The following is a 22998-nucleotide window of genomic DNA, read 5'->3' as shown; positions in this document are numbered from 1 at the left end:
ACGCCGCGGAGGGGGCGGCGGGGGCGGCTCGCCCTAGTTTGCGTGGACGATTTCCAGCGAACGCTCCCGCGCCATCGTGAATTGCGCCTCGTCGCCCATCGAGGCGGCCACGTTGGCGATGGCCTGGTAGGCCAGCAGATCGAAAGCCAGCCTGACCGGATCCGTGGCCGCCGGCAGTTCTTTCGCCGCGATGGCCTCGCGCGCGAGCGTTTCGAAGCGGTCGCGCGCCTCGGCCCTGTGCTGGTTGACGCGGTCGCGGATCGCGCCGGGCCGGGTGCGATATTCACTGCTGGCCGCCGTGAGGAAACAGCCGCCGGGCAGGCTGCGATCCTGCACGAACCGGAACCAGCCCGCGACCAGCGCGCGCAGCCGCTCGCCGGGGCTGGCCAGAGCCATCGCGGGCGCCACCACGGCCACGCGGTAGAGGTCCACCGCGCTTTCCAGCGTGGCCAGCTGCAAGGCTTCCTTGTCGCCGAACAGCACTTGGATGTTGCCCTTGGCCACGCCCGCCTCGGTGGCCAGGCGGCCGAACGTCAGCCCTTCCAGCCCTTCGACCGATGCGATGCGCGCCGAATGGGCCAATACCCCGGCGCGCGCCTTTTCGCCCCGGATGCGGCGGCGATCCGTTTCAACCATGACTCCGTCCTCGCTTGTCAGCATGCGATTCTTCAATTTAATATACGGTCGTACGTATATTAATACTTCCCATCCCTCAGGCCAACGACATGACCGACACTTCTTCTTCCGGCCCCGGCCGCTGGTTCGCCCTGGCCGCCCTGCTTTCGGCGAATTTCCTCATCATTCTCGATCTCTTCATCGTCAATGTATCGCTACCCAGCCTGCAGACGCGGCTGGGCGCGAGTTTCTCGCAGGTCCACCTGGTGATCGTCGCCTACGACGCCGCGCTGGCCGTGCTGCTGATCATCGGCGCGCGGCTGGGCGACCTGTACGGCCGCCGTCGCATCTTTGTGTGGGGCATGGGATTGTTCACGGCGTCGTCGCTGATCTGCGGGCTGGCCCCCGGTCCCGGGATTCTAATTGGCGGCCGCGTGATCCAGGGCGCCGCGGCCGCGCTGCTGATGCCGCAGGTGCTGGCCTCCATCCGCGTCATGTTCGACGGCGCCAGCCGCGCGCGGGCCTTCGGCGCGATGGGCGCGGTGCAGGGCGTGGCGGCGACCCTATCGCAACTCGCGGGCGGATTCCTGATCGAGCGGGATTATGGCGGCCTGGGCTGGCGCACGATATTCCTGATCAACCTGCCCATCGGGCTGGCGGCGATGCTGGCCGCCCGCCTCTGCATTCCCGAGACGCGGGCGTCCGTCTCCAGCCGGCTCGACGCGGCGGGCGCCCTGCTGGCGGCGCTGGGCCTGTTCCTGCTGCTGGTGCCTATCATGCTGGGGCACGACCACGGCTGGCCCTGGTGGTCGTATGCCGGTCCGGCGGCGGGGGTGCCCGTGCTGGCCTTCTTCGTGCGCTATGAGCGGGGCCTGTCGCGGCGCGGCGGGGTGCCGCTGATCGAGATGGCCCTGTTCGCCAATCGCCGCTTCGTCACCGGCGTGAGCGCGGTGTTCCTGTTCTTCTCCGCGATCAGTTCCTTCTTCCTGTCGCTGACCATGCTGTTGCAGTTCGGCCTGGAACTGGGTCCGCTGGCCGCGGGCGCGGTGTTCACGCCCTCGGCGGTCGCGTTCTTCGCCGCGTCGGTCAGCGGCCCGCGCCTGGCGGAGCGCCTGGGCCGCCGCGCGCTGCTGCTGGGCGTGCTGGTGTTCGGCGCGGGCATTACGCTATCGGCGGCCGCCGCGATCCTGGACGTGGCCAATATGGGGCTGATCGTGGCGGCGCTGGTGCTCAACGGCGCCGGCCAGGGCATCGTGATACCGCTGGCGTTCAACGCCGTGCTGGGCGCGGTGCGGGCGGAAGACGCGGGCATGGGGTCGGGCATCTCGTCCACCATGCAATTGACCGGCACCACCGTCGGCGTCGCGGTGGTGGGCGTGATCTTGTTCGCGGCGATCGGATCGCCCGAGCTGCTGGACGTGGACCGCGCGCAGCGCTATGGCCATGCGCTGGCCTGGGCCACCATTTACAACCTGGCGGCGGTGGCCGTCAGCTTCATGCTGTTCGCGCGGCTGACGGGCGGCGGCCCCGCGTCCCGCGCCGTGCCGGCGGCGCGGGCGGAGGCGGCGGGAGACTGAATCCCGGGCTGCCCGGGCAGAGGCTTCATGCCGGGGTCAGGGTGCGCAGCTTGCGCAGTTCCGGGAACCACCACATCCACAGCCCCGCCACCGCCATGGTGCCCTCCCCGCCGATCACGACGGCGGGCACCGCGCCGACCAGGGCGGCCAGCATGCCGGACTCGAACTCGCCCAGCTGGTTGGAGGCGCTGACGAACAGCGTGTTCACGGCGCTGACGCGGCCCAGCATGTGGTCGGGCGTATTCAGCTGCACCAGCGAGGACCGCACCACGACGCTGATGGAATCGGCCGCGCCCAGCACAATAAGCGCGGCCACCGACAGCGGGATCGAGGTGGACAGGCCGAACACCGTGGTCGCCACGCCGAACAGCAGCAGCGCGCCGAACAGCAGCCGTCCCACGTGCTCGCCCAGGCTCAGCCGCGCCAGCGCGAGGGACATGAGCATGGCGCCGCAAGCCGGGGCGGCGCGCAACGCGCCCAGCGCCCAGGGGCCGGCGTTCAGGATGTCCTTGGCGAAGATGGGCAGCAGCGCGGTGGCCCCGCCCAGCAGCACGGCGAACAGGTCCAGCGACAGCGTGCCCAGCAGCAGGCGGCGCTGGAAGATGAAGGTGATGCCCGCGAACAGCGTGCGCCAGGTGGTGGGCTCCTTGCGCGGGGGCGGGCGGTCGATGGCCATGCTGGCGATGGAGGCGAAGGCCGTCAGGTACAGCGCGGCGGCCACGCAGTAGATCCAGCCTGCGCCCAGGCCGTAGCCGACGCCGCCCAGCGCGGGCCCGGCGATCTGCGCGATCTGCCCGCCGGAGGACGACAGCGCGGTGGCGCGCGGCAGCCAGGCGCGCGGCACGATGGCGGGGATCAGCGTGGCGAGCGTGGGCGCCTCGAAGGCGCGGGCCGAACTCATGACGATGAGGGTCGCGTAGATCAGCGGTCTGCCGCCCAGGCCATGGAGCGCGGCCACCGCCAGAGTCAGCGTGGCCAGGGCCTCGATGGCCATGCAGATCGCCACGATCCTGCGGCGGTCGTAGCGGTCGGCCACGTGGCCGACCACCAGCGTCAGCGCCGCCATGGGCAGGAATTGCGCCAGCCCGATCAGGCCCAGGTCCAGCGCGCTGCCGGAGAGTTCGTAGACCTGCCAGCCCACCGCGACGGACACGATCTGGAAGGCCAGCGACGCGCCGACGCGGGCGCTGAGGAAATGCAGAAAGGCGGGACGGGAAAGCGGACTGGGGGAGTCGGGCGCAGGCATGTAGGAAGGAGGACGGACGGCGCGGCGGGCGCTGGAACCGGCATTCTAGGAACAATTCGCTGACGGGAAACTAAGAGGGCAGCGCCGAGCGCGGACCTGGTGGCGCGGGCGCCGGCCCGGCCGGCGCGACGCGCCGATCATCGATCCGATCTCAAGGCATCGCGGACCGTCAGGGCGGCGCCCGCGCCCAGGCCGGTCAGCAGTACGCCTGCCGCCAGCTGGCCGGTTCCAACCGCGAGCAGCGGCGCCGCCAGTGGAACGAACGACAGGATGGACACGTTGTTCAGGGTTTCCGCGGCGGCCAGCACCGCGCCCTTGTCGCGGTCCGAGCGGCTCGCCAGCACGGCGGTGGACAGCGGCGCGCCCGCGCCCAGCGCGGCTCCCCATGCGGCCAGGCAAACGAGCGCGGCCGGCAGCGGCAAGGGCATAAGATAGAACGCGGCCACGGAGGCAATGAGCAGCGTGGTGGTGATGACCAGCGCGCGCGCTTCGCCGGAACCCAGGCGCCGCAGCATGCCCGCGGAGAGATTGCCCACGGCGAGCCCGATGCCGAATGCGGCCGCGCTCAGGCCGACATGGGCCACGTCCAGCCCATAGCGCAGGCGCAAGACCTCCCCCGACAGCAGGAATGCGGCAACGCCGGTCCCGTTCCAAAGTCCCTTGGCGAGCAGCGGCCGCACGATGAGCGGCTCGCGCAGCCACCGCATCGCGCGCACAGGGGCCGGCGAGCCGGGAACGCGGCGGGCGGGTATCGCGATGCCGCCGACGATGAAGGCGGCCAGACATCCCGCCGAGGCCAGCATGAAGGGCGCGCGCCAGCCTATCCATTGGGTGAGCAGGCCGGCAAGCGCGGGGCCCGTCGCGATGCCCGCGGTCATGCCGAGCATGACCGCGCCCATGGCCGAGGCATGGCGCTGGCGCGGGATGGCTTCGGCGATCAGCGCGAACGCATTGGGGACGATGACCGCGGAGGCGAGGCCGCCGAAAATCCGCAGCGCCACCGCAATCTCGAACGTGGGCGCGAAGGCGATGCCCAGGCCGTCCAGCGCGGACAATAACAACGCGACGAGCAACAGGCGGCGCCGATCTAGGCGGTCCGACAGGTGGCCGAAGACGGGCGCCGCGATGGCGTACGCGAACGCATAGCTGGAGATCAGCCATGTGACCCGGGCGGAACCGGCGCCGAAGGCCTCGGCGAGCGGGTTCAACATCGCTGTGAGCATGAATTCGCTCGCGCCGACGAAAAATACGGACATCGAAAGCACGGACAGCAACGGCCCGTCCTTGCCCGCGGGGGCAATGGTCTTGGAATAGCGCATGTTTTTCCCGTGGAAACGCGGGTTGAGGGGAATACGGAAAACCGGGGGAGATCGTCGACGCCGTGATGGTGCCTGGGAGGCGGCGGGACGAGGGAGCGCGCGAGGCGTAGGCGGCCGCTAGGGCCAGGAAGAGTCAGGGCCGGTCCGCGGACCGGCCCCGTGAGGCAATGATATCAGGCCGTGGCCCGTTCCAGGAAGCGCTGCGCGTCGGCTATTCGCCGATCGCCACCAGTTCCGCGCCTTCGGTCACCTGGTCGCCCACGGCATAGAACACCTCCGCCACCTTGCCGTCCGCCGGCGCGGAGATGGTGTGCTCCATTTTCATGGCTTCCATTACGAGCAGGGGCTGGCCCTTTTCCACGGTGTCGCCGGCCTTGACCGAGATCGAGATGATCTTGCCCGGCATGGGCGCGGTCAGTCCTCCGCCATGTTCGCCTTGGGTGTCCTGCGAATGCGCCAGCGGGTCGTAGAGCTCCAGCGCGTGCGAGCCGGCGTCGGTGAAGACGTTGGCGCGGTCCGCGTGCAGCACGACCGTGCCGGCGCTTTCGTGGCCGTCCAGCGTGATGCGCAGGCCATAGGCGAGGTTCGGGTTCGCGCTGGCGTGGGCGCGCCACAGGAAGGCCTTTGGACCGTCGCCGCAGTCCAGCGTCCAGGCCGCGCCGTCGCGCGCCACGAGCGCCTTGCGGGTCGTGCCGTTGTCCACCCATTGCAGCTCACGATGGTAGCGGCCGCCCAGGCGCCAGCCGTCGCGGGCGTCCCAGGGATCGGCGCCGCCCTTGCCGGGCGCGCCCAGGCCCTGGCGCACCAGCACCGCCGCGCTGGCCAGGGCCAGCACGGAAGCGCCGGCGGCTTCGGGTTCGGGCAGCAGCGTGGCGCGCTGGCGTTCGATGAGGCCGGTATCCAGGTCGGCGGCGGCGAAGGCGCTGTCCTTCATCAGCCGCGACAGGAAGGCGACGTTGGTCTGCACGCCCACCGCCTGCGTTTGCGCCAGGGCCTGCAGCATTCGGGCGCGGGCCTGGTCGCGGTCGGCGCCGTGCACGATGAGCTTGGCGATCATGGGATCGTAGTAGGGCGTGATCGTGTCGCCCATGCGCACTCCGCCATCGACCCGGATGTCGCCGTTGACGAAGGCGGTGTGCGCCGGCAGGCCCAGGTAGGCCAGCGTGCCGATGGAGGGCAGGAAGCCCTTCTCGGGGTTTTCGGCATAGATGCGGGCCTCGATGGCGTGGCCGGCGATGCGCAGGTCTTCCTGGCGCGCCGGCAGCGGCTGGCCGGCGGCCACGCGCAACTGCCATTCGACCAGGTCGTGTCCGGTGATCATTTCGGTGACCGGGTGTTCGACCTGCAGGCGCGTATTCATTTCCATGAAGTAGAAGCGGCCGTCCGGTTCGGCGATGAACTCCACCGTGCCGGCGCCCACGTAGCCCACGGCGCGCGCGGCCGCCACGGCGGCCTCGCCCATCGCCTGGCGGCGCTCTTGCGTCATGCCGGGGGCGGGCGCTTCCTCGATCACTTTCTGGTGGCGGCGCTGCACCGAGCAGTCGCGCTCGAACAGGTAGACGCAGTTGCCCTGCGTGTCCGCGAACACCTGGATCTCGATATGGCGGGGCTTTTGCAGATAGCGCTCGATCAGGACGCGGTCGTCGCCGAAGCTGGACGCGGCTTCGCGCTGGCAGGAAGCCAGCGCGTCGAGGAAGGCGCCGGACGATTCCACCACGCGCATGCCCTTGCCGCCGCCGCCGGCGCTGGCCTTGATCAGCACGGGGTAGCCGATGGCGTCGGCCTGGCTCTTCAGGAACTGCGGGTCCTGGTTGTCGCCGTGGTAGCCGGGAACCAGCGGCACGCCGGCCTTTTCCATCAGGGCCTTGGCGGCGGATTTGCTGCCCATGGCGGCGATGGCGGACGCCGGCGGGCCGACGAAGGCGATGCCGGCATCGGCGGCCGCCTTGGCGAAGTCTTCGTTCTCGGACAGGAAGCCATAGCCGGGGTGGATGGCCTGCGCGCCGGTGTCGCGCGCGGCCTGCAGGATGGCGTCGGCGCGCAGGTAGCTTGCGCGCGGCTCGGCGCCGCCGATATGGACGGCCTGGTCGCAGGAGGCGACGTGGCGGGCGTTGGCGTCGGCGTCGGAATACACCGCAACGGTGCGGATGCCCATGCGGCGGGCGGTGGCGGCCACGCGGCAAGCGATTTCGCCGCGGTTGGCAATCAGCAAAGTGTCGAACATGGATGTCATCCAGGCTGAAATTATTCTTGAACTGCGGTGAGGCCGGCGGAGCCGCCCTACATGCGGAACACGCCGAACTTGGTGTCTTCGATGGGCGCGTTCAGCGCGGCCGACAAGGCCAGCCCCAGCACGCGGCGCGTGTCGGACGGGGCGATGATGCCGTCGTCCCACAGGCGCGCGGTGGCGTAATAGGGATGCCCTTCGTGTTCGTACTGTTCGCGGATGGGGGCCTTGAAGGCCGCCTCTTCCTCAGCCGACCATTGGCCGCCGCGGGCCTCGATGCCGTCGCGCTTGACGGTGGCCAGCACGCTGGCCGCCTGCTCGCCGCCCATGACCGAGATGCGGGCGTTGGGCCACATGAACAGCATGCGCGGCGAATAGGCGCGGCCGCACATGCCGTAGTTGCCGGCGCCGAACGAGCCGCCGATGAGCACGGTGAACTTCGGCACGGCGGCCGTGGCCACCGCCGTCACCATCTTGGCGCCGTGGCGGGCGATGCCTTCGTTTTCGTACTTGCGGCCCACCATGAAGCCGGTGATGTTCTGCAGGAACACCAGCGGGATCTTGCGTTGCGCGCACAGTTCGATGAAGTGCGCGCCCTTCTGCGCGGATTCGGAAAACAGGATCCCGTTGTTGGCCACGATGCCGACCGGCATGCCGTGGATGTGGGCGAAACCGGTGACCAGCGTGGGGCCGAAGCGCGCCTTGAACTCGTCGAATTCGGAACCGTCCACGATGCGCGCGATGACTTCGCGCACGTCGTACGGCTTGCGCGTGTCGGCGGGGATGATGCCGTTCAGTTCGGAGGGGTCGTAGCGCGGCTCGCGCACGGGCACGGTGGCCAGCGGCTGCGGCTTCTTGCGGTTCAGGCGCGCGACGGCGTTGCGCGCCAGCTGCAGCGCGTGCATGTCGTTGGCGGCCAGGTGGTCGGCCACGCCCGACAGGCGCGTGTGCACGTCGCCGCCGCCCAGGTCCTCGGCGCTGACCTCCTCGCCCGTGGCGGCCTTGACCAAGGGCGGGCCGCCCAGGAAGATGGTGCCCTGGTTCTTGACGATGATGGACTCGTCGCTCATGGCGGGCACGTAGGCGCCGCCGGCGGTGCAGGAACCCATCACCACCGCGATCTGGGAGATGCCCTGCGAGGACATCTGCGCCTGGTTGTAGAAGATGCGGCCGAAGTGCTCGCGGTCGGGGAAGACTTCGTCCTGCTGAGGCAGGTTGGCGCCGCCCGAATCCACGAGGTAGACGCAGGGCAGGTGGTTCTGCGCGGCGATCTCCTGCGCGCGCAGGTGCTTCTTGACCGTCATCGGATAGTAGGTGCCGCCCTTGACCGTGGCGTCATTGCAGACGATCACGCATTCCGTGCCCGCCACGCGCCCGATGCCCGTAATGACGCCGGCGCCCGGCGCTTCGCCGCCGTACATGCCATGGGCCGCCATCGGCGACAGTTCCAGGAACGGGGTGCCGGGGTCGATCAGGTTCTCGACGCGGTCGCGCGGCAGCAGCTTGCCGCGCGCCACGTGCTTGGCGCGCGCGGCCTCGCTGCCGCCCAGCGCGGTCTGCGCCAGCTTCTCGTTCAGATCGTCCAGCTGCGCCTGCATGGCGCGCGCATTGTCGGTGTAGTCCTGCGACCGCGTATTGATGCGGGATTCAATGATGGGCATGGGGTTCCACCCGTCCTGCTTGTTGGAAATTTGAAGGCGCTCGGGGAGCGGTTTGTCTCGTTGCCCGGTATGGCGGGCATTCTTGTCGGAATCGGAGAGGGATTTCGTTGCGCCTTTCCTGCCTGGCGCGCGACCGACCCGTCGCGCACAACGCCATGCAAAAAAGGCGCAGCGGAATCCATCTGGCGCGGGCAGGCCCCGCAGGGCCGCCCGCGCCGATGCCGGCTTAGATCATTTCGATGGCCATCGCCACGGCTTCGCCGCCGCCGATGCACAGCGTGGCCACGCCGCGCTTGCCGCCGGTCTTGCGCAGCGCGCCGACCAGCGTGGCCATCAGGCGGGCGCCGGATGCGCCGATCGGGTGGCCCAGGGCGGTGGCGCCGCCATGGACGTTGACCTTGTCATGCGGCAGCTTGAAATCGGCCATGGCGGCCATGGTGACCACCGCGAAGGCTTCGTTGATTTCGTACAGGTCCACGTCTTCGGCCTTCCAGCCGGTCTTGGCGAACAGGTTCTTCAGCGCGCCGACGGGGGCCGTGGTGAACCAGTTCGGCTCTTGCGAGTGCTGGCTGTGGGCCACGATGCGGGCCAGCGGCTTCACGCCCAGCTTCTCGGCGGTGGACGCGCGCATCAGCACCATGGCGGCCGCGCCGTCGGAGATCGAGGACGAGTTGGCGGCGGTGACGGTGCCGTCCTTCTTGAACGCGGGCTTGAGGGTGGGGATCTTTTCCGGCATGGCCTTGGTCGGGGCCTCGTCGGTGTCGATCACCGTGTCGCCCTTGCGGCCGGCCACGGTGACGGGGGCGATCTCCCACTTGAAGCTGCCATCTTCCGAGGCGGCGCGGGCGCGGCGCAGCGATTCCAGCGAGAAGGCGTCCTGCTGCTCGCGGGTGAACGAGTACTTGGCGGCGCAGTCTTCGGCGAAGACGCCCATGGCCTTGCCCTTGTCGTAGGCGTCTTCCAGGCCGTCCAGGGCCATGTGGTCGTACACGGTGTTGTGGCCGTAGCGGTAGCCCTGGCGGCCCTTCAACAGCAGGTACGGCGCGTTGCTCATGCTTTCCTGGCCGCCGGCGACGACGACGTTGGCGGTGCCCGCGGCCAGCAGGTCATGGCCGAACATGGCGGCCTTCAGGCCCGATCCGCACACCTTGTGGATGGTGGTGCACGACACGCCCAGCGGCAGGCCGGCGCCCAGCGCGGCCTGGCGCGCCGGGGCCTGGCCCTGGCCCGCCTGCAGCACGTTGCCCATGATGACTTCTTCGACCAGCTCGGGCTTGATGCCCGCGCGTTCGACGGCGGCCTTGATGGCGACCGAACCCAGTTCGTGCGCGGCCAGGCCGGACAAGGCGCCCAGCATGCCGCCCATGGGCGTGCGGGCGACGGAAACGATAACGATGGGATCTGACATGACTAGCTCCTGTGAGGGTCGGGACAGCTCGGGTTACGAGGCCGCGTCGGCGCCCGGCGGGCGTTCGGGACGCAGGCGTCTGTCCGTATCGTAAGGGAAAAATTCTTCAATCCGGCCTTGCGCCACGTGCGTCCGGCAGGCCTGCCACCATTCGGGTTCCAGCAGCTCCGAATGGTGACGCATGAAGGCGCCGCGCACCCGCGCGTCGCCCAGCAGGAAACGGCCGAATTCTTCCGGAAACACGTCGTTCGGACCGATGGCGTACCAGGGTTCCGACGCCATTTCCGCCTCTTCGTTGGGGGCGGGCGGAATGCGCCGGAAATTCATTTCGGTCATGCGCTGGATTTCGTCGTAGTCGTAGAAGACGACCCGTCCCAGCCGCGTGACGCCGAAATTCTTGTACAGCATGTCGCCGGGGAAGATATTGGCCGCGGCCAGTTGGCGGATGGCGTCGCCGTATTCGCGCACGGCCGGGTCCAGCAGCGCGTCGGACGCCTGTTGCAGGTACAGGTTGAGAGGCGTCATCCGCCGTTCGATGTAGACGTGACGGATGAGCACCGTGTCGCCCGTGACCTCGATCAGGCTGGGCACCAGTCGTTGCAGTTCGTCGAGCAGCGCCGGCGCGAAGCGGCTGCGCGGCAGCGCCACCTGGGAGTACTCCCAGGTATCGGCCATGCGCCCCACGCGGTCGTGCAGCTTCACCATCTGGTATTTGCGCCGCACGGTGGCGTGGTCCATGCCGTCTTTGTCGATGCGGTCCTTGATCAGCTTGAAGACATAGGGATAGGAGGGCAGCGTGAACACGCACATCACCATCCCCTTGATGCCGGGCGCGATGTCGAACGCATCGCGCGAATGGGCCAGGTGGTGCAGGAAATCGCGGTAGAACAGCGTCTTGCCCTGCTTCTGCAGGCCGATCATGGTGTAGAGCTCGGCCTTGGGCTTGCGCGGCAGCAGGCTGGACAGGAAATTCACCACCGCCGCCGGGGTTTCCATGTCGACCAGGAAATAGGCGCGGGTGAAGCTGAACAGGGTGCTGAGGTCATCGGCGCCCAGCAGCAGCGCGTCGAGCCGGACCTGGCCCGCGGGATTGCGCGTGAGCGCCACGGTGAACGGATACACCGTGGACTGGTTGATCAGGCGCCCGACGATGTAGGCGCCCTTGTTGCGGAAGAACAGCGAGCCCAGCGCATGGATCTGGCAATCGCTGGCGATGCGCCGGCCCACGTGGCGGGGAAGCTGGGCGCGCAGCTGCTTGACCGCGGCTCGCGCCAGCAGACGGGTGTCGCGGGGCAGGTCTTCGAAGGGCAGCGCCAGGCCGAAGTCCGCAACCATGCGGATCAGGCTTTTCTGCAGGCCTTCGGCCACCGGGTAGTACACCCGGTACGAGGGCTTGTGGCTGTCCAGGTATTCGGTGGCCACGGCGGGCCGCACGAACAGGAAATCGTTGTGGAAGTAGTCGCGGTGCAGGATGCGGCACGACACCGAGTTGAAGAAGGTCTCGGCGCATTCGGGCTGGCGGTGTGCGCCCAGCAGGCCCACGTATTCCTGCTTTACTTGCTGCCAGAACGCGGTCTGCGCCTCGTCCAGCGGCGCGGGACCGCCCGCGCCGTTGGCGCCATTCACGCCGGCATCGGCGCCGTTCGCCCCGGGCGCGGCCGAACCCGGGCGGCCGCGCAGCGCGCCTTCGAGTTGCGAGGCGCATTCGCGCACCCGCATGTCGTAGTACTCGATGCGCTCGCGCGACAGGTGCTGGATGCCGTGCCAGTCCCCGGATTCGAACAGCGCCTTGGCGCGCTGCGCGCTGTAGCGGAACAGCGCGTAGTGGCGGTCGAAGCCCGCCAGGATCAATTGCGCCACGTCCAGCGGCGAGGGCCCCGGGGCGGGGGCCTGCTCGATGTGCTGGACGTCGGACATGCGGATCATGGCGGGGCTCGGCCTGAGGTCAGGCGGTTTCGTTGAACAGCTCGCGGCCGATCAGCATGCGGCGGATTTCGCTGGTGCCGGCGCCGATCTCGTACAGCTTGGCGTCGCGCCACAGGCGGCCCACCGGGTACTCGTTGATGTAGCCGTTGCCGCCCAGGATCTGCACGCCCTCGCCCGCCATCCAGGTGGCTTTCTCGGCCGTGTACAGGATCAGCGCGGCGCAGTCCTTGCGCACCTGGCGCACGTGTTCCGCGCCCAGCTTGTCCAGGTTCTTGCCCACCTGGTAGCAGAACGCGCGGCTGGCTTGCAGCGTGGTGTACAGGTCGGCGACCTTGCCCTGGATGAGCTGGAATTCGCCGATGGCCTGGCCGAACTGCTTGCGGTCGTGGATATAGGGCACCACCACGTCCATCACGGCCTGCATGATGCCCAGCGGCCCGCCGGACAGCACGGCGCGTTCGTAGTCCAGGCCGCTCATCAGCACCTTGACCCCGCCGTTGACCTGGCCCAGCACGTTCTCCTCGGGGATCTCGCAGTCCTGGAACACCAGCTCGCCGGTGTGGCTGCCTCGCATGCCCAGCTTGTCGAGCTTCTGCGCGATGGAAAAGCCCTTGAAGCCCTTCTCCACCAGGAAGGCGGTGATGCCGCGCTGGTGCGCCTCGGGGTCCGTCTTGGCGTAGACGACGAGCGTGTCCGCGTCGGGGCCGTTGGTGATCCACATCTTGGTCCCGTTGAGCACGTAGCGGTCGCCTTTCTTGTCGGCGCGCAGCTTCATGCTGACCACATCGGAACCCGCGCCCGGCTCGCTCATGGCGAGGGCGCCGATATGCTCGCCGGAAATCAGCTTGGGCAGGTACTTGGCTTTCTGGGCCGCCGTGCCGTTGCGGTTGATCTGGTTCACGCACAGGTTGGAGTGGGCGCCGTAGGACAGGCCCACCGACGCGCTGGCGCGCGAGATTTCCTCCATCACGACCATATGGGCCAGATAGCCCAGATTGGCGCCGCCGTACTCTTCGTCGGCCGTCATGCCCAGCACGCCCAGCTCGCCGAATTTGCGCCAGAGATCCATGGGGAACTGGTCGCTGCGGTCGACTTCAGCCGCGCGGGGCGCGATCTCGGCCTGCGCGAAATGGCGCACGGCGTCGCGCAGCATGTCCAGGTCTTCGCCCAAGTCGAAGTTCAGGCCGGGAAGATTCATCGATGTCTCCGTGATAGTAGGTACTTACATTCTTATGGACGCCCGTACCGCGCGCCATGCCGCCGCAGGTGGGCTCATGATGCGCCGATCCGCCATTGCCGCGCAATGATGCACTGCAAATATTACGTTTACGTAAACGTAAATTGGAGTCGGGTTATCCCTAGGGGAAACGCGATTTCGCGCGGAGGGCCGATGAGTAATATTCGAATCTGTCCCTGAAATCATGTACCACCGCGACGGAGTTGCCGTGCTCGAACTATCCAATCTCGACGAAATCGTGGCGCTGCGGCGCGATATCCACATGCATCCCGAACTCTGCTACGAAGAGCACCGCACGGCCAAGGTCGTGGCGGACGCGCTGCGCGGCTGGGGCATCGAGACGCACACCGGCATCGCCAAGACGGGCGTGGTCGGCGTGATCAAGCAGGGAGCGTCCGACCGCGCCATCATGCTGCGCGCCGACATGGACGCGCTGCCCATGCAGGAAGAAAACCAGTTCGAGCACCGCTCGCGCCATGACGGCAAGATGCACGGCTGCGGCCATGACGGGCACACGGCCATGCTGCTGGCAGCCGCCCGGCACCTGCAGACGGCGGGGGGCTTCGACGGCACGGTGTATCTGTGTTTCCAGCCGGCCGAGGAAGGCGGCGCGGGCGGCCGCGCCATGATCCAGGATGGCCTGTTCACGCGCTTCCCGTGCGAAGCCGTGTTCGGCATGCACAACTGGCCGGGCCTGCCGGCCGGTTCGTTCGGCGTGTGCGCGGGCCCCATGATGGCGGCGGCCAATGGGTTCAAGATCACCGTCAAGGGCAAGGGCGGCCATGCCGCGGCGCCGCAGGACTGCAATGACCCGGTGCCGGCGCTGTTCGCCATCGGCCAGTCGCTGCAAACCATCCTGACGCGCAGCAAGCGCCCGCTGGACGCCGCCGTGCTGTCCATCACGCAGGTGCAGGCCGGCGGCAGCGTGATCAACGTCATTCCGAATACCGCCTGGCTGGGCGGTTCGGTGCGCGCATACAGCACCGCCGTGGTGGACCTGATCGAGCGCCGCATGAACGAAATCGCCGGCAGCATCGCGGCCGCGCATGGCTGCGAGGCGGAGGTGTTCTTCGAACGCCGCTACCCGGCGCTGGTCAACACCGTGGCCGAGACCGAGTTCTGCATGGAGGTGATGCGCGACGTGGTGGGCGCAGAACGCGCGCTGACGATCGAGCCGGCCATGGCCTCGGAGGACTTCGCCTTCCTGCTGCAGGAAAAGCCAGGCTGTTACGTGTTCCTGGGCAACGGCGATGGCGAGCACCGCATGGCGGGCCACGGCCTGGGCCCCTGCATGCTGCACAACGCCAGCTACGACTTCAATGATTCCCTGATTCCGGCAGGCGCATCGTACTGGGTGCGCCTGGCGCAGCGCTATCTGGCGGCCTGAGCGCCGCGTCCGCCCCGTTTCATTCAACGCAGTGCTACGCAATATCACTAGGACAATATGAAAAAGAAGACTTTGCTGGTCGGGGCCGCGGGGGCGGCCCTGGCAATCATGGCGGGCGGCGCGATGGCGCAAGGCTGGCCGGCCAAGCCCGTCACGCTGGTCGTGCCCTATACGGCCGGCGGCAGCGCCGATGCGATCGGCCGCCGTCTGGGCGACGTGCTGCGCAAAGAGGCCAATGCAACGGTGATCGTTGAAAACAAGCCGGGCGCGGGCGCGTCGGTCGGCACCGACTACGTGGCGCGCGCGCAGCCGGACGGCACGACGCTGCTGCTGGCGTCCACCAGCCCGCTGACGATCTTTCCGCACCTGGCCAAGACCAACTACGACCCGATGAAGGACCTGACGCCGGTGGCCAGCGTCGCGGTCGCGCCGGTCGCGATCGTCGCGACCAAGGCGCTGCCGGTGAAGGACTTCGCCGGCCTGGTCGACTACGCGAAATCGCATCCCGACGGCGTGCGCTACGGCACGCCGGGCCAGGGCACCGTGGCCCACATCGGTATGGCCGCCGTCACCGCCCGGACGGGCACCAAGATGTTGCACGTGCCCTACCGCGGCAACAGCCAGGCGCTGACCGACGGGCTGGGCGGCGTGGTCGAACTGCTGGTGGTCAATAGCGACGTGGTGCTGCCGCACGTCGCCAGCGGCGCGCTCAAGCCGCTGGCCGTGATGGCTCCCCAGCGCCTGGCCGCGTGGCCGGACGTGCCCACCATGGCCGAGCTGAAGCTGCCGCAGGCGCAGTACTACTCGAACTTCGGCGTGTTCGCGCCCGCGAACCTGCCGCCCACGGTGGCGCAGCCCTTGCAGGCCGCGCTGGCGAAGGCGGTGGCCAGCCCCGAGTTCCAGGACCTGCTGGCCAAGTCGTACCTGCAACCCGGCACCGCCGCCGGCGACGCCTTCGCCAAGCAGGTGCAGGCGGAATACGCGAGCAATGCCCGCCTCATCAAGGAAGGCAATATCAAGGCGGATTGATCGCCGGGCCGCAACGCCGCGTCAGGGCTTCTGGGCGAGCAGCTCGCGGCACTGCTGTTCCTGCAGCGAGATTTCCTGCAGGGTGTCTTCGATGTCGCGGCGCTGCTGTTCCAGGGTGGCGCGATGCTGTTGCAGTACGCTCAGGTACTGGCGCAGCTGGACCTCGGTGTCGCCTGGCCCGTCGTACATGTCGATCAGGGTCAGGATCTCGGACAGCTGCAAGCCCAGCCGTTTGCCGCGCAGGGCCAGTTTCAGGCGCGTGCGGTCGCGCGGCCCGAAGATGCGGTTGCGCCCCTCGCGCGCCGGGCTGACGATCCCCTGGTCTTCGTAGAAGCGGATCGTGCGGGGCGTGACGTCGAACTCGCGCGCGAGTTCGGAGATGGTCCAGGTTGACGAGGGCATGCGACGTGTGGCAGTTTACGTAAACGTAAATTATGATGACTTGACCGGAACGTCAAGCGTGGAGCGAGAGGCAATGAACCCCAACGAGCAGAAACTGCAATACCCCTGGGCCGACTTCCAGCCCGAGGCCGGCCGCGCGCACGTGGTGGCGGAAGGGGTCAAATGGATACGGATGCCGTTGCCATTCGCGCTGGATCATATCAACCTCTGGCTATTGCGCGACAACATCGACGGCAAGGAGGGCTGGACCATCGTCGACTGCGGCATCGCGCGCGACGAGGTGAAGACGCTGTGGGAGCAGGTCTTCGAGCACGAGCTGGAGGGCCTGCCCGTGCTGCGGGTGCTGGTCACGCACATGCATCCCGACCACGTCGGCCTGGCGCACTGGCTGTGCGAACGCTGGAACGCCCGCCTGTGGATGACGATGACCGATTTCATGGTGGCATCGCTGTGGTCGTCGCGCCGCGGCGATGCGGGCGCGGGCCCCGGCGGCCAATCGGCGGTCGAGCATTTCGCCCGCCATGGGCTGACCGACCCGGACGCGCAGGAGCAGATCCGCCAGCGCGCCAACTACTATCCCAATCTGGTGCCGGCGATGCCGTCGCACTACACGCGCATCCTGCATGGCGATCAGGTCCGCATCGGGGGGCGCGATTGGCGCGTGATCGTGGGCTACGGGCATGCGCCGGAACACGCGTCGCTGTTTTCGCCGGACCTGGCCGTGCTGATCTCGGGCGATATGGTGCTGCCGCGCATTTCCACCAACGTCAGCGTGTTCGACTACGAGCCGGACGCCAATCCCCTGCCCCTGTACCTGCGCTCGCTGGACCGCTACGGCGACCTGCCCGAGGACACGCTGGTGCTGCCGGCGCACGGCCGCCCCTTCAAGGGCCTGCACGAGCGCATCAAGCAGCAGCACGACCACCACCGCGACCGCCTGGCGGAAGTGCTGGAAGCCTGTACGGGCCAGGCGCAATCCACCTCGGACATCGTGCCCGTGCTCTTCAAGCGCAAGCTGGACCTGCACCAGCTGACCTTCGCCATGGGCGAGGCGCTGGCGCACCTGCACGCGCTCTACTTCGAGGGCAAGCTCAAGCGCGAGCAAGGCGCGGACGGCATCGTGCGGTTTACGGCCGCCTGACGGCGGCAGGGCGCCGCGCGCCCTAGCGCGTTGCGGTCGCCAGCCGCAGCGCCAGGCCCACGAATACCAGCGCGGCAATGCGGTTCAGCCAGCGCTTGGCGGTCGCCGAGCGCTGCAGCAGTTCGCCGAATGCGCCCGAGAAGAAAGCGATGGCGCCGAATACCAGCAGCGTGGACGCCATGAATACCGCGCCCAGTTGCATGGTCTGCACGCCCACCGGCCCCCGGGCCGGCGAGGTGAACTGCGGCAGGAACGCGAAGAAGAACAGCAGCACCTTCGGATTGGTCAGGTTCATCACGATGCCCCGGCGGTACAGCGCGCCCGGCTTCATGGGCTCCGGCCGCGTTCCGGCGCTGCCTCCGACCGGCGCGCGCAGGATCTGCCAGGCCAGGTACGCGAGGTAGGCGGCGCCCGCCAGCTTGAGCACGGTGAAGGCCAAGGGCGAGGCCGCGAATACGGCGGCCAGCCCCACGGCCACGGCCGCCGTATGGCCCAGCAGCCCGGTGCACAGCCCCAGCACCACGAACATGCCCGCCTTGCGGCCCCAGATGGCCGATTGCATCAGCACGAACAGGTTGTCGGGCCCCGGGGTCAGGGCCAGCAGGACGGCAATGCCGAAGAACGCAATCAGGGTATCGATGGGCAGCATGGGATTTCGCCTGGAACGGGTCGGCCGGCTACGCAAGGGCCGGAGATGGCATCATAAAGGCAAAGCACCGCCTATTCATGAGCGCCCCATGCGTCCTTCCGGGACCTTCCGGGCACCGACCAGGAGAGACAACACCATGCCCCAGTCCGTCGCGCAGCCTCGTCCGGAACACCCGCCCCACGCCGATCCGCGCCCGGACGCGGCGCTGGAAGCGTGGCTGCGGGCGCGCCACAGCTGCCGCGCGTTCCTGCCCGAGCCGGTTCCTCGCGCCACGATCGAACGCATCCTGGAACTGGCCCAGCGCACGGCCTCCTGGTGCAATTGCCAGCCCTGGCAGGTGGCCATCACCGAGGGGGCGGGCACGGAGCGCCTGCGCGGCGCGTTGCAGCGCCGGGCCGACCAGGCCGGCTTCACGCCGGATTTCCCGTTCCCGCGCGAATACCAGGGCGAATACCTGGCCCGGCGGCGCGAATCGGGGTTCCAGCTGTACGGCGCGGTCGGGGTGCAGCGCGGCGACCGCGAAGCCTACCGCCGCCAGGAAATGCGCAACTTCCAGCTGTTCGACGCGCCGCACGTGGCCATCATCACCACCGATGAGGCGCTGGGCGAGTACGGCGCGGTGGATTGCGGCGGTTATGTCGCCAATTTCATGCTGGCGGCCCAGGCCAATGGCGTGGCGACCGTGGCGCAGGCCTCGCTCGCCATGTATCCGGAAGTGCTGCGCCAGGAGCTCGGCATACCGGCGGGGCGGCGCGTGGTCTGCGGCATTTCCTTCGGCTATGCGGACACCTCGCACCCCGCCAACAGCTACCGCACGAATCGCGCGGCGCAGTCCGAAACCGTCACGTGGGTGGGGTGACCGGGGCCCATCCCCACGACAGGGCGCGCCGCGCCTGATAAGGTTCATCCTATCCGCTTTCCTCCCGTCCATTCGCAGCCGTCACCTTGAAGATGCCTACCAAACACATCGATACGCTTCTGCAGCATGCGGGCACCGCCCCGTTCAACCCCGAGACCGGCACCGCGCCCGTGCCGCTGCCTCCGATGCGGGCCAGCACGGTGCGCTTCGCGAATATCGCCGCGCTGGAGCAGGCGCAGCGCAGCAAGGCCGCCGGCGGGCGCGCCACGACCTACGGCCGCATGGGCATGGATACGCATGCCGCGCTGGAGCAGGTCTTCACGCAGCTCGAGGGCGGCACGCACTGCTATCTGGCGTCGTCGGGCCTGTCGGCGATGACCATGGTGATGATGGCCCTGTGCTCGGCGGGCGACCACGCCCTGATCTCGGACTGCGTCTACGGGCCGATGCGCGAGCTGGACGACGCCGTCCTGAAGCGCATGAACATCGACATTACCTATTTCGCGGCCGGCGAGGACCTGGACGAGCTGGTGCGGCCGAACACCAAGCTGCTGTATGTGGAATCGCCGGGTTCCCTGCTGTTCGAGATGCTGGACATGGGCGCGATGGCCGCCGTCGCGCAGCGCCACGGCCTGGTGCTGGCCACCGACAACACCTGGGGGTCGGGCTATATCTACCGCCCGCTGACCCTGGGCGCGCACGTGTCGGTCATCGCGGGCACCAAGTATGTGGGCGGGCACTCCGACCTGATGCTGGGCGCCGTCGTCACCAACGACGAAGCGATCGCCCGCAAGCTGAACCGCACGCAGTACGCCATGGGCTATTCCATCAGCGCGGACGACGCCTGGCTGGCATTGCGCGGCGTGCGCACCATGCCGATCCGCATGGCGCAGCACGCGCGCCATGCCTTGCAGGTGTGCGAGTTCCTGCACAGCCGCCCCGAAACCGTGCGCCTGTTCCACCCGGCCTGGCCGAAGGATCCGGGCCACGCCCTGTGGCAGCGCGACTGCACGGGTTCCAACGGCATGCTTTCCGTCGAGCTGCGCCTGTCGCCCGCGGCGGCGCGCGAGTTCGTCGACTCGCTGACGCTGTTCGGAATCGGCTTCTCGTGGGGCGGTTACGAAAGCCTGGTGCAGCTGGTGTCGGGCAAGGACCTGGCCAAGCACCGCTATTGGGGCGAAGGCGAGAACGCGCTGGTGCGCCTGCACATCGGCCTGGAGTCGCCCGAAGACATCATCGCCGACCTGACCCAGGCCCTGGAGAAGGCCGCGGCCGTTCAGGGCTGAATCCCGGCGCGCGGCCCTCAGGCCGCCGCGGCGCGTATCCAGGCGCCGATGCGCGCCGCGATGTCGTCGCTGTTGTCGTCCATCATGGGCATGTGCGAATTGCCGGCCACGCCCATGTCGGCCAGGCGCCACGTGGCGACGCGCGCGCCATGGCCCGCCAGTTCGCCGGCATAGGCCTGGCCCATGTCGCACAGCCGTTCCCACAGCGGCGTGGCGTCCAGATAGTCGCCATAGACGAACAGGAACGGCTTGCCGGCCACGCTGGCGGCGTGCACCTCGGGCGAGAAACCCGAGGGCTCCACGCCGATGACTCCGCGCACCAACCCCGGCCTGGCGTGCAGGGCGCGGTAGGCCACCTCGCCGCCGTGGCTGTGCGCCAGCACCAGGCAGGGGCCGATGCGGTCCAGCGCCGCGCAGAACCCTTCCAGGGCGGCGTCGTTGTTGCCCAGCCAGCGCGGCACCGCGTGGCGGATGAACTCATCGAACGCGGCGATCGGGAAGCGCTGCCCATCGAAGGCGCGTCGCGCCGGGTAGTCCTCGGCGCGCCCGAACCGGAACAGCGACCAGCTTTCCTCGGCGTTGCGGATGATGGGCGCTTCCGGCCAGACCTCCTTGAACGGCGCCCAGCCCGCGCGGCCGCGTTCGACGTTGTCGACCACGTACACCGCGTGGCCCTGGCGCAGGAAGTGCTGCAGCCAGCCCGGCCGGCCGTCCGGCGTCTGTTCCCACATCGCGCCCGTCATGCCGCCGCCATGCAGCAGCACGATGGGCAAGGGATGCTTCAGTTCCGCCGGGACGAAATACTGCACATAGGCCTGCTCGAAGTGATACAGCCCGTTGGGATCGTAGGCCAGCGAGGCGCTTTGCGTGAACGCGATGTCGCGCGTCGGCTGGCCGGCGATGCGCACCTGCCGGCCGCCTGCGTAGAAGCTCCCGAAATCGGCCAGCGCCAGGGGCGGACTCATTGCTTGGCCAGGGGACATTGGCTTTCCGACAGCGGCCAGGCCAGCGTGTCGCCGGGAATGCGGCGCACGATGTTGTAGTAGTCCCAGGGCGCCTTGGATTGTTCCGGCGTCTTGACCTGCGCCAGCATCATGTCGCGCACCACCAGGCCGTCCTGGCGGATATGGGCGTTCAGGCTGAAGGGGTCGTCGATGGGCAGCGATTTCATTTTCGCCATGACGGCGTCGGCGTCCGTGGTGCCGGCCGCCTTGACCGATTGCAGGTAGTGGCGCACGGAGCCGTATACCCCCGCCTGCAGGAAGGTGGGCGGGCGTCCGACCCGGGCCTCGAACTTCTTGGCGAAGGCGCGCGTGCCGTCGTTCATGTCCCAGTAGGAAGGCACGGTCAGATAGGTTTTCTGCGCCGCCGGGAGGCCCAGGCTGTGCACGTCGGTGAGCAGCAACAGCATGGCGGCCAGGCGCTGCGTGCTGCCGATGCCGAATTCGGCGGCCTGCTTGATGGCCGAGATGGTGTCGCCGCCCGCGTTCGCGATGGCGATGATCTGCGCCTTGGAGCCTTGCGCCTGCAGCAGGAAGGACGCGAAGTCCGAGGCGTTCAGCGGGTGGTAGACGGTTCCCAGCACTTCGCCGCCGCTGGCCTTGACCACTGCTTCGGTGTCCGCCGCCAGCTGCTTGCCGAAGGCGTAGTCCGAGGCCAGGATGAACCAGCGCTTGTTGCCTTCGTTCACCACGGCGGTCGCCGTGCCGCGCGACAGCGCGTAGGTGGTGTACGTCCATTGCACGCCATAGGGCGAGCACTGCGCCTGCGACAGCGCGGTGGTGCCCGGGCTGGAGAACAGCACGAGTTTCTTCTTCTCCCGCGCGATGCCCTGCACCGCCAGCGCGACCGAGGAGTTGGGCACGTCCACGACCACGTCCACGCCGTCGGTGTCATACCACTTGCGCACCATGCTGCTGCCGATGTCGGGGCGGTGCTGGTGGTCGCCCGATACCAGGGAGATGGGCTTGCCCAGTACGCTGCCGCCCATTTCCTCGATGGCCAGCCGGGCCGCCTCGACGGAACCCTTGCCGGTGGCGTCGGCGGTGACGCCCGCCATGTCGGTAAGAACGCCTATCTTCACGCCCTCGGCGTCGCTGGCATGGGCCAGGCCCGCGGCCAACGCCAGGCACAGGCCGGCCGCCGCGCTGCTGCGCAGGAATTGCTGTCTCATTGTCTTCCACCCGTTGGATGCCGCCGCGGCGGCGAATTATTGTGCGGAAAGTGTAGCGCGGGCGCAGGCGTCCAAGGCCGAGCCTGCCGCGTCTGCGGGGCGCTGGCCAAAACAGAAACGCCCCGGCCGCAGAGGCTCGGGGCGTCGGGATCCTACTGGGGGGGGCGGATCAGTTGCGCGCCATGGGGATCAGGCGATCCACTTCCTTCAGCGCGCCTTCATAGCTGTTGCCTGCCATGACCGGCGAGGTCATGAACTTGCCGCCCACGGCGAACGACGGCGTGCCTTCGATGCGGTAGGCGTCGGCCAGCTGGCTGGCGCGCTGCACTTGGGTCTGCACGCTGAACGAATCGAAGACCGAGTCGAACTTGGCGCGGTCTACGCCCTGGGACGCGACCCATTCGCCCATGGCCTTCTTGTCGAACAGGCGCTTGTGCTCGCCATGGATGGCGGTGAAGACCTTGGCGTGCAGGTCGGGACGGTCCAGCGCAAGCAGCGTGTAGTAGAGCTGCTGCAGCGGCTTCATGCCGGCGTTGAAGGCGATGGGGATCTGCTTGAGCACCACGTCCGGGGGCGCGGTCTTGACCCAGTCCTCGACCAGCGGCTCGATCGCGGCGCAGTGGGGGCAGGTGTAGGCGAAGAATTCCAGCACTTCCACTTTGCCCGGCGTGTCCGACGGCAGCGGCGGATTGATGGGTACGTATTGCTGCGCGCCTTGGGCATGGCTCGCCGGGCTGAAGAACGCCGTGGCGGTCAACGCGGCCGCGGCCAGGATGCGGATAATCTTGGGGGACACCATGGATGAGAGGTTCCTGAGTAAAGAGTTACAGACAGGCCCAGGGCCGGATAAGTTCAA

19 protein-coding genes are annotated in these 22998 nt (G+C 68.4%); 6 read left to right on the top strand and 13 right to left on the bottom strand.

Annotated elements, in window-relative coordinates:
- Positions 1-33: 33 nt before the first annotated feature.
- Complete coding sequence (locus ACN6PJ_RS10335; RefSeq protein WP_427995767.1) at positions 34-636, bottom strand: TetR/AcrR family transcriptional regulator; 603 nt, start codon at positions 634-636, stop codon at positions 34-36.
- Between the two features lie 89 nt (positions 637-725).
- Between ACN6PJ_RS10335 and ACN6PJ_RS10330 the strand changes: the two genes are divergently transcribed.
- Positions 726-2192 carry an MFS transporter gene (locus tag ACN6PJ_RS10330; RefSeq protein ID WP_427995766.1) on the top strand — a complete coding sequence of 489 codons (1467 nt, stop codon included), beginning with the start codon at positions 726-728 and terminating at the stop codon, positions 2190-2192.
- 25 nt (positions 2193-2217) lie between these two features.
- Here the strand turns inward: ACN6PJ_RS10330 and ACN6PJ_RS10325 are convergent, their stop codons facing one another.
- From ACN6PJ_RS10325 to ACN6PJ_RS10295, 7 genes are all read right to left on the bottom strand, one after another.
- Positions 2218-3438 carry an MFS transporter gene (locus ACN6PJ_RS10325; protein WP_427995765.1) on the bottom strand — a complete coding sequence of 407 codons (1221 nt, stop codon included), beginning with the start codon at positions 3436-3438 and terminating at the stop codon, positions 2218-2220.
- A gap of 137 nt (positions 3439-3575) precedes the next feature.
- Entirely contained in the window at positions 3576-4757 is a 1182-nt protein-coding gene (locus tag ACN6PJ_RS10320) for an MFS transporter (protein WP_427995764.1), read from the bottom strand.
- Positions 4758-4968: 211 nt separating this feature from the next.
- Positions 4969-6981 carry an acetyl/propionyl/methylcrotonyl-CoA carboxylase subunit alpha gene (locus ACN6PJ_RS10315; protein WP_427995763.1) on the bottom strand — a complete coding sequence of 671 codons (2013 nt, stop codon included), beginning with the start codon at positions 6979-6981 and terminating at the stop codon, positions 4969-4971.
- 56 nt (positions 6982-7037) lie between these two features.
- A complete protein-coding gene (locus ACN6PJ_RS10310) occupies positions 7038-8645 on the bottom strand; it encodes a carboxyl transferase domain-containing protein (protein ID WP_427995762.1) in 1608 nt (535 codons plus the stop codon).
- A gap of 226 nt (positions 8646-8871) precedes the next feature.
- On the bottom strand, positions 8872-10053 hold the full coding sequence (locus tag ACN6PJ_RS10305) for an acetyl-CoA C-acetyltransferase (RefSeq protein ID WP_427995761.1): 1182 nt from the start codon (positions 10051-10053) through the stop codon (positions 8872-8874).
- A 33-nt stretch (positions 10054-10086) separates the two neighbouring features.
- The gene (gene aceK / locus ACN6PJ_RS10300) at positions 10087-11979 is read right to left on the bottom strand and encodes a bifunctional isocitrate dehydrogenase kinase/phosphatase (RefSeq protein WP_427995760.1); all 1893 of its coding nucleotides are present in this window, start codon (positions 11977-11979) and stop codon (positions 10087-10089) included.
- A gap of 19 nt (positions 11980-11998) precedes the next feature.
- A complete protein-coding gene (locus tag ACN6PJ_RS10295) occupies positions 11999-13177 on the bottom strand; it encodes an isovaleryl-CoA dehydrogenase (protein WP_427995759.1) in 1179 nt (392 codons plus the stop codon).
- A 247-nt stretch (positions 13178-13424) separates the two neighbouring features.
- On the opposite strand from ACN6PJ_RS10295, the gene ACN6PJ_RS10290 reads away from it, so the two are divergent.
- Positions 13425-14603 carry a M20 aminoacylase family protein gene (locus tag ACN6PJ_RS10290; RefSeq protein WP_427995758.1) on the top strand — a complete coding sequence of 393 codons (1179 nt, stop codon included), beginning with the start codon at positions 13425-13427 and terminating at the stop codon, positions 14601-14603.
- A 57-nt stretch (positions 14604-14660) separates the two neighbouring features.
- Positions 14661-15632 carry a Bug family tripartite tricarboxylate transporter substrate binding protein gene (locus ACN6PJ_RS10285; RefSeq protein ID WP_427995757.1) on the top strand — a complete coding sequence of 324 codons (972 nt, stop codon included), beginning with the start codon at positions 14661-14663 and terminating at the stop codon, positions 15630-15632.
- Positions 15633-15653: 21 nt separating this feature from the next.
- Here ACN6PJ_RS10285 and ACN6PJ_RS10280 read toward each other — a convergent pair whose 3' ends face one another.
- A complete protein-coding gene (locus ACN6PJ_RS10280) occupies positions 15654-16034 on the bottom strand; it encodes a MerR family transcriptional regulator (RefSeq protein WP_043541307.1) in 381 nt (126 codons plus the stop codon).
- Between the two features lie 73 nt (positions 16035-16107).
- Between ACN6PJ_RS10280 and ACN6PJ_RS10275 the strand changes: the two genes are divergently transcribed.
- Entirely contained in the window at positions 16108-17175 is a 1068-nt protein-coding gene (locus ACN6PJ_RS10275; RefSeq protein ID WP_427995756.1) for an MBL fold metallo-hydrolase, read from the top strand.
- Between the two features lie 22 nt (positions 17176-17197).
- On the opposite strand, the gene ACN6PJ_RS10270 is transcribed toward ACN6PJ_RS10275, so the two are convergent.
- Positions 17198-17824: a LysE family translocator gene (locus tag ACN6PJ_RS10270; protein ID WP_427995755.1), complete on the bottom strand. Its 627-nt coding sequence runs from the start codon at positions 17822-17824 to the stop codon at positions 17198-17200.
- A 136-nt stretch (positions 17825-17960) separates the two neighbouring features.
- On the opposite strand from ACN6PJ_RS10270, the gene ACN6PJ_RS10265 reads away from it, so the two are divergent.
- Positions 17961-18683: a nitroreductase gene (locus ACN6PJ_RS10265; RefSeq protein ID WP_427995754.1), complete on the top strand. Its 723-nt coding sequence runs from the start codon at positions 17961-17963 to the stop codon at positions 18681-18683.
- Between the two features lie 92 nt (positions 18684-18775).
- Positions 18776-19969, top strand: a complete 1194-nt coding sequence (metC, locus tag ACN6PJ_RS10260; protein WP_427995753.1) for a cystathionine beta-lyase — start codon at positions 18776-18778, stop codon at positions 19967-19969.
- A gap of 17 nt (positions 19970-19986) precedes the next feature.
- On the opposite strand, the gene ACN6PJ_RS10255 is transcribed toward metC, so the two are convergent.
- From ACN6PJ_RS10255 to ACN6PJ_RS10245, 3 genes are all read right to left on the bottom strand, one after another.
- Positions 19987-20952: a hypothetical protein gene (locus ACN6PJ_RS10255; RefSeq protein WP_427995752.1), complete on the bottom strand. Its 966-nt coding sequence runs from the start codon at positions 20950-20952 to the stop codon at positions 19987-19989.
- Positions 20931-22142, bottom strand: coding sequence for an ABC transporter substrate-binding protein (locus ACN6PJ_RS10250; RefSeq protein ID WP_427995751.1), 1212 nt, complete (start codon positions 22140-22142; stop codon positions 20931-20933). Before ACN6PJ_RS10250 ends, ACN6PJ_RS10255 begins: the two co-directional genes overlap by 22 nt.
- Before the next feature lie 169 nt (positions 22143-22311).
- Entirely contained in the window at positions 22312-22941 is a 630-nt protein-coding gene (locus ACN6PJ_RS10245) for a thiol:disulfide interchange protein DsbA/DsbL (protein WP_427995750.1), read from the bottom strand.
- Between the last annotated feature and the right edge of the window lie 57 nt (positions 22942-22998).

It is taken from the genome of Achromobacter sp., from assembly GCF_050285585.1.
In the GTDB taxonomy this organism is placed as follows: domain Bacteria; phylum Pseudomonadota; class Gammaproteobacteria; order Burkholderiales; family Burkholderiaceae_B; genus Achromobacter.
This window is presented reverse-complemented; position numbering and strand designations above follow the sequence as displayed.

Bases quoted from the DNA above. Each gene is read 5' to 3' on its own strand.
- ACN6PJ_RS10335 (WP_427995767.1), bottom strand. From the start codon at position 636: ATGGTTGAAACGGATCGCCGCCGCATCCGGGGCGAAAAGGCGCGCGCC.
- ACN6PJ_RS10330 (WP_427995766.1), top strand. From the start codon at position 726: ATGACCGACACTTCTTCTTCCGGCCCCGGCCGCTGGTTCGCCCTGGCC.
- ACN6PJ_RS10325 (WP_427995765.1), bottom strand. From the start codon at position 3,438: ATGCCTGCGCCCGACTCCCCCAGTCCGCTTTCCCGTCCCGCCTTTCTG.
- ACN6PJ_RS10320 (WP_427995764.1), bottom strand. From the start codon at position 4,757: ATGCGCTATTCCAAGACCATTGCCCCCGCGGGCAAGGACGGGCCGTTG.
- ACN6PJ_RS10315 (WP_427995763.1), bottom strand. From the start codon at position 6,981: ATGTTCGACACTTTGCTGATTGCCAACCGCGGCGAAATCGCTTGCCGC.
- ACN6PJ_RS10310 (WP_427995762.1), bottom strand. From the start codon at position 8,645: ATGCCCATCATTGAATCCCGCATCAATACGCGGTCGCAGGACTACACC.
- ACN6PJ_RS10305 (WP_427995761.1), bottom strand. From the start codon at position 10,053: ATGTCAGATCCCATCGTTATCGTTTCCGTCGCCCGCACGCCCATGGGC.
- aceK (WP_427995760.1), bottom strand. From the start codon at position 11,979: ATGATCCGCATGTCCGACGTCCAGCACATCGAGCAGGCCCCCGCCCCG.
- ACN6PJ_RS10295 (WP_427995759.1), bottom strand. From the start codon at position 13,177: ATGAATCTTCCCGGCCTGAACTTCGACTTGGGCGAAGACCTGGACATG.
- ACN6PJ_RS10285 (WP_427995757.1), top strand. From the start codon at position 14,661: ATGAAAAAGAAGACTTTGCTGGTCGGGGCCGCGGGGGCGGCCCTGGCA.
- ACN6PJ_RS10280 (WP_043541307.1), bottom strand. From the start codon at position 16,034: ATGCCCTCGTCAACCTGGACCATCTCCGAACTCGCGCGCGAGTTCGAC.
- ACN6PJ_RS10275 (WP_427995756.1), top strand. From the start codon at position 16,108: ATGAACCCCAACGAGCAGAAACTGCAATACCCCTGGGCCGACTTCCAG.
- ACN6PJ_RS10270 (WP_427995755.1), bottom strand. From the start codon at position 17,824: ATGCTGCCCATCGATACCCTGATTGCGTTCTTCGGCATTGCCGTCCTG.
- ACN6PJ_RS10265 (WP_427995754.1), top strand. From the start codon at position 17,961: ATGCCCCAGTCCGTCGCGCAGCCTCGTCCGGAACACCCGCCCCACGCC.
- metC (WP_427995753.1), top strand. From the start codon at position 18,776: ATGCCTACCAAACACATCGATACGCTTCTGCAGCATGCGGGCACCGCC.
- ACN6PJ_RS10255 (WP_427995752.1), bottom strand. From the start codon at position 20,952: ATGTCCCCTGGCCAAGCAATGAGTCCGCCCCTGGCGCTGGCCGATTTC.
- ACN6PJ_RS10250 (WP_427995751.1), bottom strand. From the start codon at position 22,142: ATGAGACAGCAATTCCTGCGCAGCAGCGCGGCGGCCGGCCTGTGCCTG.
- ACN6PJ_RS10245 (WP_427995750.1), bottom strand. From the start codon at position 22,941: ATGGTGTCCCCCAAGATTATCCGCATCCTGGCCGCGGCCGCGTTGACC.